The organism is Patulibacter brassicae (assembly GCF_033949425.1).
In the GTDB taxonomy this organism is placed as follows: Bacteria; Actinomycetota; Thermoleophilia; order Solirubrobacterales; family Solirubrobacteraceae; genus Patulibacter; species Patulibacter brassicae.
The window spans coordinates 201,750-214,743 of the sequence record NZ_JAXAVX010000001.1 but is presented as its reverse complement, the minus strand read 5'-3'; the positions used below and the strand labels follow the sequence as shown (position 1 = coordinate 214,743).

Below are 12,994 nucleotides of genomic sequence, written 5' to 3'. Positions count from 1 at the left end.
CGGCGTCCGCTCCGACGCGGCGCACGAGCGCTCGCCCGACCGGAGCCCCGATCGGCCGGCGCCTGGACGGACGTCCGGGTGCGGCGTTGGGCCGGTGTCCGGACCGCTACGCTCGCCCGATGATGCGTGGGAGCAGGGGTGCACGGGCCGCCGCGATCGCGGGCGGCCTGCTCGCGGGCGGCGCCCTCGGGGTGTCCGCGGCATCGGCGGCGTCGCTGCCGATGACGGTGACCTTCCCAGGGGGGACCGTCACCGCCGGATCGTTCAAGCAGGCGACCGCGACGACGCCGACGACGTTCACCGGCTCGATCGACTCGACGACGTTCGCGTCGTCGTTCGATCCGGTGGTGTTCGCCGACGCGCGGGCGGACGGCGTGAGCTTCACCGGCCTGGGCACGGGGTCGCTCGTCGTGAAGACGACGGCGACCGGTCCGTTCACCGGCTCGCTCAGCCTCGATCTCAAGAACTACAACCTGTCGGGCAGCGTCTCGCAGCAGCTCGTCGCGACGATCGGCAACGCGACCTACACCTGCAACCTGCAGGGCGGGTCGCTGAGCCTCTCCGGCGCGCTGCCGAACTTCACGACCGGCGCCTACGCCGTCGCCGGCAGCCGGACGGCGCCGATCCCGGTCGCCGCCGACGCCGGCTCGGCCGCGTTCTGCCTCGGCGCGCTCGTCTCCGGCCTGCCGGCCGGTGGCCAGGTCCAGCACACCTACGCGGGCTCGATCGCGATCCCGGGCGTCGTCCCGGCGCCGACGGTGGTGGTCGTCCCGCCGACGCCCACCACGCCGACGACCCCGACGACGCCGACGACCCCGACGCCGCCCGCGGCGACGAAGAAGCCGAAGCTCAAGCTCACGCTGAGCGCCGCGAAGGCCGTCCGGCGCGGGCAGACGGCGAGCTTCACCCTGACGCTCGCCAACACCGGCACCGCGCGGGCGCGCTCGGTCGTGATCCGGATCGCCCGGCCCGCCGGGACCGTCCTGCGGCGCACGCAGGTGAAGCTCTCCTCGCTGCCGGCGGGGCGGACGAAGACGGTCACCGTCCGGGTGCGGACGACGGCGAAGACCGCCTCGCGCCCGAAGGTCGCGGTGACGGCACGCAGCACCGCCGACGGTCTCAGCGTCTCGCGCTCGCGGACGCTCAAGGTCCGGGGCTGACCCCGGTCCGCGGCGGTCCACCCGGACCAGCGCGCGACGAGCCGGCCCGTCGCGCGCGACGGGCCGGGTGAGGGCGGCCGCGCGGCCGCCCTGCGCGTCACGGGCGGGCGGGCGGCTTCGGGCGCTGCGCCTCGAGCGCCGACTTCACCTTCGCGGCGTCGATCCCGAGCTCCTTCGCCAGCGCCTGCGCGACCGCGTCGAGGCGGTCGTCCCGGTCCGGGCGCGCGCCGCGGTCCGGTCGCGCGGAGCGCAGCGCCTCCCGGACGGCCGACTCGGACCGGCCGGTCTTGCGCGCCAGGGCGCGCACGAGCTCGCCGCCGGGCCCGCGGGCGCCGGGGCCGCGTCCGTGCCGGCCCGGACCGCCACGTCCCGCGTCGGGGCGCAGGTCCTCGAGGACGGCGCGCACGTCGGACTCCTTCGCGCCGAGCGCCTTGGCGATCGCGGCGACGCGCTCGTCGCGTCGCTCGCCGAACGTGGCCTCGCGGACCTTCTCCAGCGCGTCGCGAAGCTTCGACTCCTCGACGCCGAGGGCCTTCGCGAGGGCCGCCGCGTCGCCGAAGCCGGGGCCGCCCGGCCCACGGACGCCCCCGGGGCCGCCGCGGCCGGGACCGCCGTGGCCGAACGGCCCGCCCTCGCGCGTGTCGGTCACGCGGAACTCGCGGTCCAGGACGAGCAGCACCTGGCTGCCGTCGGCCTTGCGCACGCGGGCCGCGAAGGTCCCGTCGGGCGCGCTCTCGATGCCGACGAGCGTCGCGCCGGGGTACTTCGCCTGCGCGGCGTCGGCGATCCGCTCGGTGACGGTGCCGGTGAGCGGCGTGGGGTCGGACGAGCCGGACGTGGCGGCGTAGGCGCCCCCGGCGACCCCGAAAGCGACGACCGCGGTGATCGCAGCGGTCTTCCTCCGGATGAAGCGGTTCATGGGACGAGCCTGACGGGCGAGGCTCGGAGGACCCCGAGAATCGCCTGAGAGGCGCGCTGCGCTCCCGCCGACCGCGTCCCCGGGACGAGCGAGGTCGATTTCCCGGTCGCGTTCGCGGTAGACTCGGGGGCGTGACGCTCACCCTGGATCCCACGACGGTCGAGCGCGAGGCGGTCACCGAGGACTTCGCGCAGATCGCGGGGTGGCTCCAGGACCACCTCGGCCAGCAGCTCGCCGCGTACGTCACCGGCCTGCGCGACCCGAAGGTCGTCGGACGCTGGCGGCGCGGCATCGCGCATCCGCGCCCGGCCGCCGAGATGCGTGCCAGGACGGCGTTCCAGCTCGCGCGGCTGCTCGTCGACGCCTACGGCGAGCGCACGGCGCGTGCGTGGCTGCTGGGCTCCAACAGCCGGTTGGACGACGAGGCGCCGGCGTGGCTCCTGCGCCACGCCGAGGACGCCGGGGACCTGCGGAGGCTCGTCCCGGTCGCGCGCGCGTTCGCCGGCAGCGCGGCCTAGCGGTGGACGACGACCTCCCCGTCTGGCGGCTCGGGCACCGCTCCGGTCCGCTGGAGCCCGTGCCGTGGGCGCTCTGCGGCTGGCAGCACCGCTGGGACGACCCGCAGCGCGAGTACCGGACGCTCTACGCCGCGCGCGAGCCCGAGACCTGCCTGCGCGAGGTCCTGGCCGACCTGCGCCCGAGCACGAAGGTCCTGGCCGAGCTCGAGGAGCTCTTCGGCCCGGACGCCGCAGCCGGCCGCGACGCCGGCGTGGTGAGTCGCGAGTGGCGCGACGCGCACCGGCTGTGCCCGGCGTGGGTGGTGGGGGACGGGCCGGTCGCCGACGTCGACGGCGACCTCGCGCTGCGCCGCGACCTCGAGCGACGCCACGCGCGCATGCTCGCCGACCGCGGCATGGACCACCTCGACATCGCCGAGGTGCGCAGCCGGGACCGGATCCTCACGCAGACGCTCGGCCGGGACCTCCACGGCCGTGGCTTCTGCGGGGTCGTCTTCGGCTCGCACCTCGACGATCAGCCGTGCCTGGCCCTCTTCGAGGGCCGAGCGGCGCTGCGGTCGCGCGGGACGCCCCGCGCGCTCGAGGTCGCGCTCGAGCCGCTGGTGGCCGTCTGCGACGAGCTCGGCCTGCGCGTCGAGCGCTGACCTCAGCGGACCGGCCGGACGCGCCAGCGGCGGGTCGCCGTCGCCGCGTTGCCCGCGCCGTCGGTCGCCGTCACCCGCCACACGGCGCGGAGCGCGCGCCCGCGGCGGCGCGCCCGCCGCACGAGCTCCCGGCCGCGCGCGTCGAGGCGGAAGGTCATCCGGAACCAGCCGTCGGCGGTCGCGCCGCGGTAGCTCGCCACGAGCACGCCGCCGAGGAAGAGCTGGTGCCGCTCGCGGCCGCCCTCGCCCAGCCGGTAGCGCGCGACGAGCGTCGCGCCCCGGATGGTCCGCGGCAGCCGTCCGAACGCGATCGCGGGCGCCGCCTCGTCGACGCGCGGCTCGCTGCGCCCGAGCGCCTCGGCGCCCGGCGGCGGCGCGTAGCGCCCACCGGCGGCCGTCGTGCGCAGGAAGTCGCCGATCACGGGGCTGGCCACCCGCGCGTCGACCCCGGGGTAGCCGCGGGCGGCGCAGCCGATGCCCGAGCCCACGACGCCGGCGAGCTCGGGGCCCGCCGGCCCGCCCACGACGCCCGGACCGCCGCTGTCGCCCTGGCAGGTGCCCCGGCCGCCGCCGAGGACGCCCGAGCAGAGATGCACCGGGGAGAACATGTCGTACGCGGCGCGGCACCGAGCGCGGTCGACGACGGTGCCGGAGAAGACCTGGAGATCGCGGGCGTACCGGGGCGTGACGTCGGACTCGCGCTCGGCGACGGGGTGGGGCTCGGTGTCGCCCCAGCCGTAGTGGCGGATCGCCGTGCCGGCCGGTGGGTCCTGCGACACGAGCGGGACCGGGGCGATCCGCGATCCGTCCCCGATCCGCGGCTCGCCGGCGTAGAGCGGCGCATCGAGGGTCAGGACCGCCACGTCGAAGGCGAACGCGTCCGCCCGCGCGAGGTACAGCGGGTGCGGGGTGATCGCGGCGACGGGGCGCACGACGACGACGTCGTCGTAGGACGGGCGGCCCGGCGAGCGCAGGACGGTCGTTCCCGCCAGGACGCGCAGCGTGCTCGCCGCCCGCATCGGGGACCCGGGCCGGTCCTCGTGGAAGACGCAGTGCGCCGCGGTCACGACGTGCGTGGCGTCGAGGATCGAGCCGCCGCAGAACTGGGCCTCGAAGTCGTCGTCGCTGGGGCCGAGGATCGCGACCTGGAAGGGCGCCTCCGCCGGGGCCGCGTCGGCGCCCCCGACGATCCGCGTCGACGCTCGCGCGTCCTCGCCGGGCGCCGCCGTCGCCGGTGCCGCCGCCGCGGCGAGCAGCGCGAGGGCGAGCAGGAGGGCGCGGCCGACCGATGATCGGCCCCGGGACGGAGAGGTCCGCACTCCGTGGAGTGTGGCGGGTCGGGCACGCGCCGAGAAGGGCATCGGTCGCGTCGTGGTCCGGGCGGGGTAGGTTCGACGCGCGATGTCGCCGCCCGCGCACCCCGCCGAGGGCCCCGAGCCGTCCGTCGACGGGGTGGCCTCGCCGCTCGTCGCGGGCAGCGCGTCCGACGATCGCCTGCTGCTGCGGGGGTCGCGGGGGCTCGCGGTCCCGGCGCTCGTCGTCGGTGCCGGCATCGGCGCGCTCGCGCTCGCCAACGGGTCGTCCGGGCAGCTGCTCGTGGCGCTGCTCATCTTCGGCAGCGGCGCCCTGCTCACGGCCGCCCAGCTCGTCGCCCGCCGGCGCAGCGCCGCCGACGCGGCGCTCGCGCTCGTCTTCGCGCTCCTGCTGATCGCGGTGGCGCTGTCGCTCGTCCTGCCGCAGAGCACCGCGATCTCGGTCCTCTGCTGCGTGGCCGTCCTCGCGATCGGGCTCCAGTACCTGCCGGAGCGCCGCCTGGCGCTGACGGTCGCGGGTGCGGGGGTCGCGGTCGTGTCGATCGTCGTGTCGCGGCAGTCCGACCGGCCGCCGGGCGCGACGCGACGGGACACGCCGCTGTGGGTCCTCGACGGTGCCGAGATGCTCGCCGCGATCGCGCTCGTCGTGCTCGTGGCGTTCCTGCTGCTGCGGTTCCGGCGGCGGCTTGAGGGCACGATCGCGGACCTCCGGTCGCTGCTGCTGCGCGAGCGCGCGCTGCACGAGGAGAACGAGCGACGCGCGGCGGAGAACGCGGCGCTCGACGTGGCGCGCCGGACGGCGGAGGAGCAGGGACGGGCCCGCGGCGAGTTCCTCGCCCACGTCAGCCACGAGCTGCGCACGCCGCTGAACGCGGTCATCGGGCTCGCCGAGATCCTCGGCGACGCCGACCTGGACCGCGAGTCGGCCGAGCACGTGCGGATCGTGCGCCGCTCCGGCGACCATCTCCTGCGGCTCGTCAACGACGTGCTCGACCTCTCGCGGATCGACGCGGGCGCGGTGTCCCTCGGCCTGGCGGAGACCGACCTGGACGGGCTGCTCGAGGGGGTCGTGGAGGTGGTTCGCCCGGCGGCCGACGAGCACCGCTGTCGCGTCGCGTGGAACCGGGAGGCGGCAGCACCGCGGCGCGTGCTCACCGACCCCAACCGGCTCCGGCAGATCCTCGTGAACCTCGTGGCCAACGGCGTGCGCTTCGCCCCCGACGGCGAGGTGCGCATCACGGTCGCGCGCGGGCCCGACGACGGGCTGCGGATCACCGTCGCCGACTCGGGGATCGGGATCGAGGCCGACCGGCTGGCCCGGATCTTCGAGCCGTTCGAGACCGCCGGTCGCCCGAGCAGCGCGGGCGCCGGGGCGGGCCTCGGCCTCGCGATCAGTCGCAATCTCGCGCGCCTCATGGGAGGCGAGCTGACGGTCGCCAGCCGCCTGGGCCGGGGATCGACGTTCACGCTGGAGCTCCCGCCCGCGGACCCGGCGCCCCCCGCACCGGGCAGCGACGACGACGAGGAGCGGGCCTCCGACCCCGACATGGGCGCGCGGCTGCCGCTGCGGATCCTCGTCGTCGACGACGATCGCACCAACCAGCTCGTGACCACGCGGCTGCTCCAGCGGCTGGGCTACGCCGCCGACGTCGCGGCGGACGGCGTCGAGGCGCTGGAGGCGGTCGCGCGCCGCCGCTACGACGTCGTGCTGATGGACCTCCACCTGCCGCGCCTGGACGGTCAGGAGGCCACCCGCGCGATCCACCGCGAGCTGCCCGCCGACCGCCGTCCGTACGTCGTGGCGTTCACCGCGGCGGCGTTCGAGCGCGACCGGCGCGCCAGCCTCGCGGCCGGGATGGACGACTTCGTCACGAAGCCGGCGTCCGGCGCGACGCTCGCCGCGGCGCTGCGACGGGCCGCCGAGGCGCGCCGCCGGGCGGGCGCCGAGCCGGCGCCCGAGACCGGCTGACGGCGCTCGCCCGCCCCTGCGCAGGACCCCGTCGGGACGCGCCGCCCGCCCGATCGTCGCGGTCGTGGTCTACGGTGCGCGCGTGAACGACGGAACGCCCGAGGTGCCGAGCACCGCTCCACGGTTCGCAACGCCGGTCGAGGTGCACGCGTGAGCGCCGGTCTCGCGGCGCTGCTGGACGACGTCGCGGTCCTCGCCCGCGCCGCGGCGGCGTCCGTCGACGACGTCGCCGCCGGAGCCGGTCGCGCGAGCGTCAAGGCCGCCGGCGTGATCGTCGACGACGCCGCGGTCACGCCCCGGTACGTCCAGGGGTTCCGCCCCGAGCGCGAGCTGCCGATGATCCGCCGGATCGCGATCGGGTCGCTGCGCAACAAGCTGCTGCTGATCCTGCCGGTGGTGCTGCTGCTCAGCGAGTTCCTCGACTGGCTCCTCACCCCGCTGCTCATGGTCGGCGGCGCCTACCTCTGCTTCGAGGGCGCCGAGAAGCTCTGGGAGGCGATCGGGCCGCACCGGCACGCGACCGGGGACGCGGCGCTCGAGCGGGACCCCGCGGACGAGGAGACCCTCGTCGCCGGCGCGATCCGCACGGACTTCATCCTCTCCGCCGAGATCATGGTGATCTCGCTCAACGAGGTCACCGACGAGGCGTTCGTCGCCCGCGCGCTGATCCTCGTCGTCGTGGGCTTCCTCATCACGCTCCTCGTCTACGGCGCGGTCGGCCTGATCGTGAAGATGGACGACGTCGGCCTGCGGCTCGCGCGCACCGGTCGGGACGCGGTGGCGACACTCGGACGGGGGCTCGTGCGAGGCATGCCGATCGTCATGCGCGTGCTCTCGACGGTCGGCATCGCCGCGATGCTCTGGGTCGGCGGGCACATCCTCCTCGTCGGCCTGAAGGACCTCGGGGCCCGCTGGCCCTACGACCGGGTGCACCACCTCGAGGAGGACGTCCACCACGCCTTGGGCGCGCTCGGCGGCGTCGGCGGCTGGCTCACGAACACCGCGGCCTCGGCGCTGCTGGGGGTCGTCGTGGGGGCCGTCATCGTCGCGGTCCTGCACCGCGTCCACGGGGGCGGGCACGATCACGGCGGGCCGGACGCCGGAGGGGCCGCGCCCGCCTGAGGCGGCCGGGGCGCGCGCCGCTCGCGGACGACCGCGGCCTCTGCTGACGGCCCGGCGGCCCGCTCCCTCGCGCGGGGACGGCACCCCGGGTGGCCCTGGCGACCTGGGACGCGCGTCGACTCGGGCAGTTCCGCGGGCTGCGCACGCCGGCTCGTCGGCGCCCGGCGCTCGCGGGACGGGCTCCGCCGCGGGGCGATGAGGCCCGTGCTTGTGGATCACCAGGACGGGTGATGCGGCGGCCGGACTCGCCGCGCAGGATGGTCGGCGGCCGCTCGCGACCGGCGGGAGGACCGCCGCGGCGCACCGGGCGCCGCCACGACCCCGCCAGGAGGCACCGCCGATGATCCGGCCGATCGACCGACGCCCACGCCGACGCGCGCGGGCGCTCCGCGCGTCATGGGTGGCGGCCGCCGTCGCGCTCGCCGGGGTCGTCGGGGCGGCGCCCGCGGCGGCGCAGGCCCCGGCGCCGGTGACGTTCTCGTCGACCGGCGCCCAGCAGACCTACGTCGTGCCGGCCGGGATCGGCAAGCTCCGCGTCCGGGCCGTGGGGGCGGCCGGCGGTGCGGCGTCGACGGGGGAGACCGGCGGGCGCGGGCGGATCATCGAGGCCGAGCTGTTCGTCACGCCGGGCAGCACGCTCTACGTCGAGGTCGGCGGGAGCGGCTCGCCGAACACGCGAGGATGGAACGGCGGCGGCGACCCGGCGAACAACACCGTGCTCGGCGGCGGTGGCGGGGGTGCCAGCGACGTTCGCACGGTCGCGTGTGGCACGTCCGGGGAGTTCCTGCTCGGCGGGACGGCCGCCTCGCGGGCCTCGCGGCTGCTCGTCGCCGGCGGCGGTGGCGGTGCCGGGACGCGCGGCGGGGGGCCGGCGGCGACGAACGGCGGGGCCGGGGGGCACGCCGGGAGCGCCGGGACGGCGGGCGCCGCCGCGTCGAGCATCCCGGGCGGGGGCGCCGGCGGTGCCGGACGCGGGGACGCTGGCGGCGGGGGCGGCTCGCCGTCCGGCGGCGCCGGGACGCTCGCGGCCGGAGGAGCCGGGGGGCCCTCCGGCGGCGGCACCGGCCAGGGTGGCGGTGGCGGTGGCGGGCACTACGGCGGAGGCGGCGGAGGCGCGGGGGAGATCTTTCTGCACCAGGCCGGGGCCTCCGAGACCTCGCGCACCGGCGGCGGCGGGGGCGGAGGCTCCTCGTACACGCCTCCGGGCGTCGCGCGGATCACCGACCAGGTGGCGGCCAGCGGGGTGGCGCCGACCGTGCGGATCACGCCGATCGAGGGCTCCCTCCCGCGCGAGGTCGTCGTGACGCGGACGGGCGCGGGCAGCGGGACGGTGACGAGCACGCCGGCGGGCATCGATTGCGGAGCCGACTGCACCGGGACCTTCCCGGAGGGCACGACGGTCACGCTCGTCGCCACGCCGGCGTCCGGCTCGGTCTTCGCCGGGTGGAGCGGCGCGTGCACGAACGCGGGGAACTTCTGCACGGTGACCGTCGCGCAGGCGAACGCCGTCACGGCGTCGTTCGCGCCGGAGGCACGCCTGTCCGTCCTCCGCGCGGGCGACGGGGAGGGCGGCGTCAGCTCGAGCCCGTTCGGGATCGTCTGCCCGCAGCTCACGTGCACGACGTCGCGGCCCGCCGGGGACGTCGTGACGCTCACCGCGACGCCGGAGGACGGCTCGGTCTTCGCGGGCTGGAGCGGGGGAGGGTGCACCGGCACGGACCCGTGCGTCGTGACGCTCCCCGCCGGCGCGACCGAGGTCCCCGCGACGTTCCTGCCCGCGGCGACCCTGACCGTCGTCCGGGCGGGGCCCGGCGGCGGGCGCGTCGTCTCCGCGCCGGCGGGCATCGACTGCGGCGACACCTGCTCGCAGCCGTTCGGCGTCGGGAGCCGCGTGACGCTGACGGCGATCCCGGGCCCGGGGTCGACCGTCGCGGGGTTCTCGGGGGCGACGTGCGAGGAGCCGGGCAGCGCGTGCACGGTGACCGTCGACGCGGACCGCGCGGTGGCGGTGAGCTTCGGGACGGCGCCGCCGGTCGATCCAGGACCGGACGGCGGGCCGGGACCGGGCAACGAGCCGATCCCCGGCGGCTCGGACGTGGCTCCGGGCGGCGCACCGGGGCCGGGGGACGGGACGCCCGGCGCAGCGCCCGGACCGGCGACCGGGACCGCGGCCGGTGGGCCCCAGCTGGCCCTCGGGCGGGCCCGCTCGGCCCGGGCGACCTCGCGGGGGCGGGTCACGACCGCCGTGCGCCTGGCCTGCGCCGGACCGACGGCCCGCTGCTCGGCGTCGGCTCGGGCGACGATCCGCGCGCGCTCGAGCCGCGGACGCCTGCGGACGGTCGTGGCCGGTCGCGCGACCGTGACGGCGGCGCGCGGCCGGTCGGTCACCGTCCGGATCACGCTGAACCGCAGCGCTCGCCGACGGCTGGCCGACGCGCGACGCCTGCGGCTGACGGTGACCGTCCGGCAGCGGACCGCGGCCCCGGGCACCCCGCGGACGGTGCGCTACGTCATGACCGTCCGCCGCTGAGGTTCCGGCCGCAGCCTCAGGAGGCGAGCGTCCGCACGACGCGGGCCGGCACGCCGGCGACGAGCGTCGCCGGGGGGACGTCGCGGGTGACGACCGCCCCGGCGGCCACGACGGAGCCGTCGCCGACCGTCACGCCGCCCAGGACGGTGGCGCCTGCGCCGATCCAGACGTCGGCACCGATCCGGATCTGCGCCACGACGAGCCCGTCGCGTCGCTCGGCGGGGGAGACCGGATGACCGCTCGTGATGAGGCTGACGTTCGGCCCGAGCATCGTCCGGTCGCCGATCTCGATGCCGCCCATGTCGTTCAGCGTGCACCCGTGGTTGACGAAGACCTCGGCGCCGACCCGCAGCGCGAGACCGTGGTCGCAGTGCACGGGCGGGACCAGGCGGAAGCGCTCGTCGACCGCCTGGCCGGTGAGCGCCGTCCAGGCGGTCCGGATCGCGTCTTGGTCCGCGTAGGGAAGCCGGTTCAGCGCCTCGCAGGCGGCGAACGCGCGGCCGACGCCCTCGGCCGCGGCGCGCAGCTCGGGGGTCCCACGCCGCAGGCGCCGCTCGTCCTTCATCGCGTCCGGTCGGGGGCGGGGCGCAGGAGCACCGGGCGACCCTAGACCGGGCGCCGGTCGGGAGCGGGCACCAGCGGGGGAGGCCGCCGGGACGACGACGCGGGCGTCCTCGCCGTACCGTGTCGATCCGGGACCGCCCGGCCGGCGGCCCCAGAGGACCATCTTCGTGCGCACTCCCGACGTGGTGATCATCGGCGCCGGCGCGGCCGGCCTCATGTGCGCGCTCACCGCCGCGGCGCGGGGCCGTCGCGTGCTCGTGCTCGAGAGCTCGAACAAGCCCGGCAAGAAGATCCTCATGTCCGGCGGCGGCCGCTGCAACTTCACGAACATGCACGCCGAGCCGGCGAACTACGCGTCCGCCAACCCGCACTTCTGCAAGTCGGCGCTCGCGCGCTACACGCCGTGGGACTTCCTCGCGATGGTCCAGGACCACGGCATCCCGTACCACGAGAAGAAGCTCGGGCAGCTCTTCTGCGACAACCGGTCCAAGGACATCCTCGAGATGCTCCTGACGGAGTGCCGGCGCGGCGGGGTCGAGCTGCACGTGAAGACCGGCGTCCAGCGGATCGCCCGCACGGAGACGGGCTACGCCCTGCGGACCGACCTGGGGGAGGTGACCGCGGAGTCGGTGGTGATCGCCACCGGGGGCCTCTCGATCCCGACGCTCGGCTCGACCGGCTTCGGCTACGACGTCGCGCGCGAGTTCGGCCACGACGTGCTGCCGACGCGCGCGGGGCTCGTCCCGTTCACGATCACCGATCGGCTGAAGCAGCTCTGCGCCGAGCTCTCCGGGACCTCGGCGGACTGCACCGCCGCCTGCAACGGCGAGAGCTTCCGCGAGAACCTCCTGTTCACGCACCGCGGGCTGAGCGGCCCGGCGATCCTCCAGATCTCGTCGTTCTGGCAGCCCGGGGACGCGGTCGAGATCGACCTGCTGCCGGATCGCGACGCGCACGCGTGGCTCGCCGACCAGCAGGCCGCACGCCCCGACGCGGAGCTGCGGACGGTGCTCGCCGAGGTCTTCACGAAGCGGATGGCGGCGCTGCTCGCCGAGCAGTGGTTCGGGTCCAAGCCGATGAAGCGCTACGCGCCGCCCGAGCTCGCGGCGGTCGCCGAGCGACTCCGCGCCTGGCGCGTCGTTCCGGGCGGCACGGAGGGCTACCGGACCGCCGAGGTGACGCTCGGCGGCGTCGACACCCGGGAGATCTCGCCGAAGACGATGGAGTCACGGCGCAGCCCCGGCCTCTTCTTCATCGGGGAGGTCCTCGACGTGACCGGTCACCTCGGCGGCTTCAACTTCCAGTGGGCCTGGGCGTCCGGCCACGCTGCTGCGCAGGTCGTCTGAGGCGGGAACGAGGCTGAGGAGCAGCCGGTCAGCCGGTCAGCCGGCGTTCCGGCGTCGCGGCGACCGCCGCCGCCGTGCACGCGGGAGACGAGGCGGCGACGCGCGGCGCGGGAGGCCGAACCTGGCGCCTGGGACGGGAACATCCGTCGAGTCCGACGGGGCGTCCTGTCGTGCGGAGCTCGTGCCGCCGACGCGACTCGGATGACGGGCGAGCAGGGGTCGACCGATCTCGACACCGGCACCGCCGGCGCGAGCGCCCGCCGCGAGCACGAGCGGCGGCGGGCCCGCCGCGAGCGTGGCGTGCGGGACCGCCACCCGCACATCGGCGGGGCGCTGCTGGCGCTCGCGGCGGAGCCGGGCCACGAGACGGCCTGGGCACGCGGCGCCCGCGGCGAGGAGCACGTCGCCGAGGTGCTGGGGAGCCGCCTGCGGCCCGAGGCGATCGCGTTGCACGACCGCCGGATCCCGGGAACCCGCGCGAACATCGATCACGTCGTCGTCGCGCCTTCGGGGATCTGGGTGATCGACACGAAGCGCTACACCGGTCGGGTCGCCGTGCAGGCGCCGCTGCTCGGCGCCGCGAAGCTCACGATCGCCGGGCGCGACCGGACGAAGCTCCTCGACGGCCTGGCGAAGCAGGTCTCGCTCGTGACCGACGCGGCGGCCGCGCTCGCTCCGGGCGTCCCGGTCCACGGCGCCCTGTGCGTCGTCGACGCGGACCTGCCGCTGCTCGGCACGATCACCATGCGCGGGTTCCCGCTGCTGCATCCGAGGCCGCTGGCCAAGCGCATCAACCGTGGCGACGCCCTGGACGCCGAGCGCGTGCGCCGGACCGCCGTCGCGCTGGCCGAGCGCTTCCCGATCGCCTGAGGCGCTCGTCGGCGCGCCTCGGTCCGCGTCATCGACGTC

At 76.8% G+C, this 12,994-nt stretch carries 11 protein-coding genes; 8 read left to right on the top strand and 3 right to left on the bottom strand.

Annotation, left to right across the window (positions count from 1 at the left end):
* The first annotated feature begins 119 nt into the window (after window positions 1-119).
* Window positions 120-1,160: an NEW3 domain-containing protein gene (locus SK069_RS01000; protein WP_319952309.1), complete on the top strand. Its 1,041-nt coding sequence runs from the start codon at window positions 120-122 to the stop codon at window positions 1,158-1,160.
* A 97-nt stretch (window positions 1,161-1,257) separates the two neighbouring features.
* Here SK069_RS01000 and SK069_RS00995 read toward each other — a convergent pair whose 3' ends face one another.
* Complete coding sequence (locus SK069_RS00995; protein WP_319952308.1) at window positions 1,258-2,079, bottom strand: Clp protease N-terminal domain-containing protein; 822 nt, start codon at window positions 2,077-2,079, stop codon at window positions 1,258-1,260.
* Between the two features lie 131 nt (window positions 2,080-2,210).
* On the opposite strand from SK069_RS00995, the gene SK069_RS00990 reads away from it, so the two are divergent.
* Both SK069_RS00990 and SK069_RS00985 read left to right on the top strand, forming a co-directional pair.
* Window positions 2,211-2,597 carry a hypothetical protein gene (locus SK069_RS00990; protein ID WP_319952307.1) on the top strand — a complete coding sequence of 129 codons (387 nt, stop codon included), beginning with the start codon at window positions 2,211-2,213 and terminating at the stop codon, window positions 2,595-2,597.
* 2 nt (window positions 2,598-2,599) lie between these two features.
* Entirely contained in the window at window positions 2,600-3,241 is a 642-nt protein-coding gene (locus SK069_RS00985) for an RES domain-containing protein (RefSeq protein ID WP_319952306.1), read from the top strand.
* A 2-nt stretch (window positions 3,242-3,243) separates the two neighbouring features.
* On the opposite strand, the gene SK069_RS00980 is transcribed toward SK069_RS00985, so the two are convergent.
* The gene (locus SK069_RS00980) at window positions 3,244-4,560 is read right to left on the bottom strand and encodes a serine protease (RefSeq protein WP_319952305.1); all 1,317 of its coding nucleotides are present in this window, start codon (window positions 4,558-4,560) and stop codon (window positions 3,244-3,246) included.
* A gap of 82 nt (window positions 4,561-4,642) precedes the next feature.
* On the opposite strand from SK069_RS00980, the gene SK069_RS00975 reads away from it, so the two are divergent.
* The 3 genes from SK069_RS00975 (at window position 4,643) to SK069_RS00965 (ending at window position 10,175) form a co-directional block, all read left to right on the top strand.
* The gene (locus tag SK069_RS00975) at window positions 4,643-6,523 is read left to right on the top strand and encodes an ATP-binding protein (protein WP_319952304.1); all 1,881 of its coding nucleotides are present in this window, start codon (window positions 4,643-4,645) and stop codon (window positions 6,521-6,523) included.
* A 150-nt stretch (window positions 6,524-6,673) separates the two neighbouring features.
* A complete protein-coding gene (locus SK069_RS00970; protein ID WP_319952303.1) occupies window positions 6,674-7,645 on the top strand; it encodes a DUF808 domain-containing protein in 972 nt (323 codons plus the stop codon).
* Window positions 7,646-8,045: 400 nt separating this feature from the next.
* Entirely contained in the window at window positions 8,046-10,175 is a 2,130-nt protein-coding gene (locus SK069_RS00965) for an InlB B-repeat-containing protein (RefSeq protein ID WP_319952302.1), read from the top strand.
* 16 nt (window positions 10,176-10,191) lie between these two features.
* Here the strand turns inward: SK069_RS00965 and SK069_RS00960 are convergent, their stop codons facing one another.
* Window positions 10,192-10,740, bottom strand: a complete 549-nt coding sequence (locus tag SK069_RS00960; protein ID WP_319952301.1) for a sugar O-acetyltransferase — start codon at window positions 10,738-10,740, stop codon at window positions 10,192-10,194.
* A gap of 166 nt (window positions 10,741-10,906) precedes the next feature.
* On the opposite strand from SK069_RS00960, the gene SK069_RS00955 reads away from it, so the two are divergent.
* The gene (locus SK069_RS00955; protein ID WP_319952300.1) at window positions 10,907-12,085 is read left to right on the top strand and encodes a BaiN/RdsA family NAD(P)/FAD-dependent oxidoreductase; all 1,179 of its coding nucleotides are present in this window, start codon (window positions 10,907-10,909) and stop codon (window positions 12,083-12,085) included.
* A gap of 201 nt (window positions 12,086-12,286) precedes the next feature.
* The gene (locus SK069_RS00950; RefSeq protein ID WP_319952299.1) at window positions 12,287-12,955 is read left to right on the top strand and encodes a nuclease-related domain-containing protein; all 669 of its coding nucleotides are present in this window, start codon (window positions 12,287-12,289) and stop codon (window positions 12,953-12,955) included.
* Window positions 12,956-12,994 lie beyond the last annotated feature (39 nt).

Excerpts from the sequence above, each read along its gene's own strand:
- SK069_RS01000 (WP_319952309.1), top strand. The coding sequence starts at position 120 with ATGATGCGTGGGAGCAGGGGTGCACGGGCCGCCGCGATCGCGGGCGGC.
- SK069_RS00995 (WP_319952308.1), bottom strand. The coding sequence starts at position 2,079 with ATGAACCGCTTCATCCGGAGGAAGACCGCTGCGATCACCGCGGTCGTC.
- SK069_RS00975 (WP_319952304.1), top strand. The coding sequence starts at position 4,643 with ATGTCGCCGCCCGCGCACCCCGCCGAGGGCCCCGAGCCGTCCGTCGAC.
- SK069_RS00960 (WP_319952301.1), bottom strand. The coding sequence starts at position 10,740 with ATGAAGGACGAGCGGCGCCTGCGGCGTGGGACCCCCGAGCTGCGCGCC.
- SK069_RS00950 (WP_319952299.1), top strand. The coding sequence starts at position 12,287 with ATGACGGGCGAGCAGGGGTCGACCGATCTCGACACCGGCACCGCCGGC.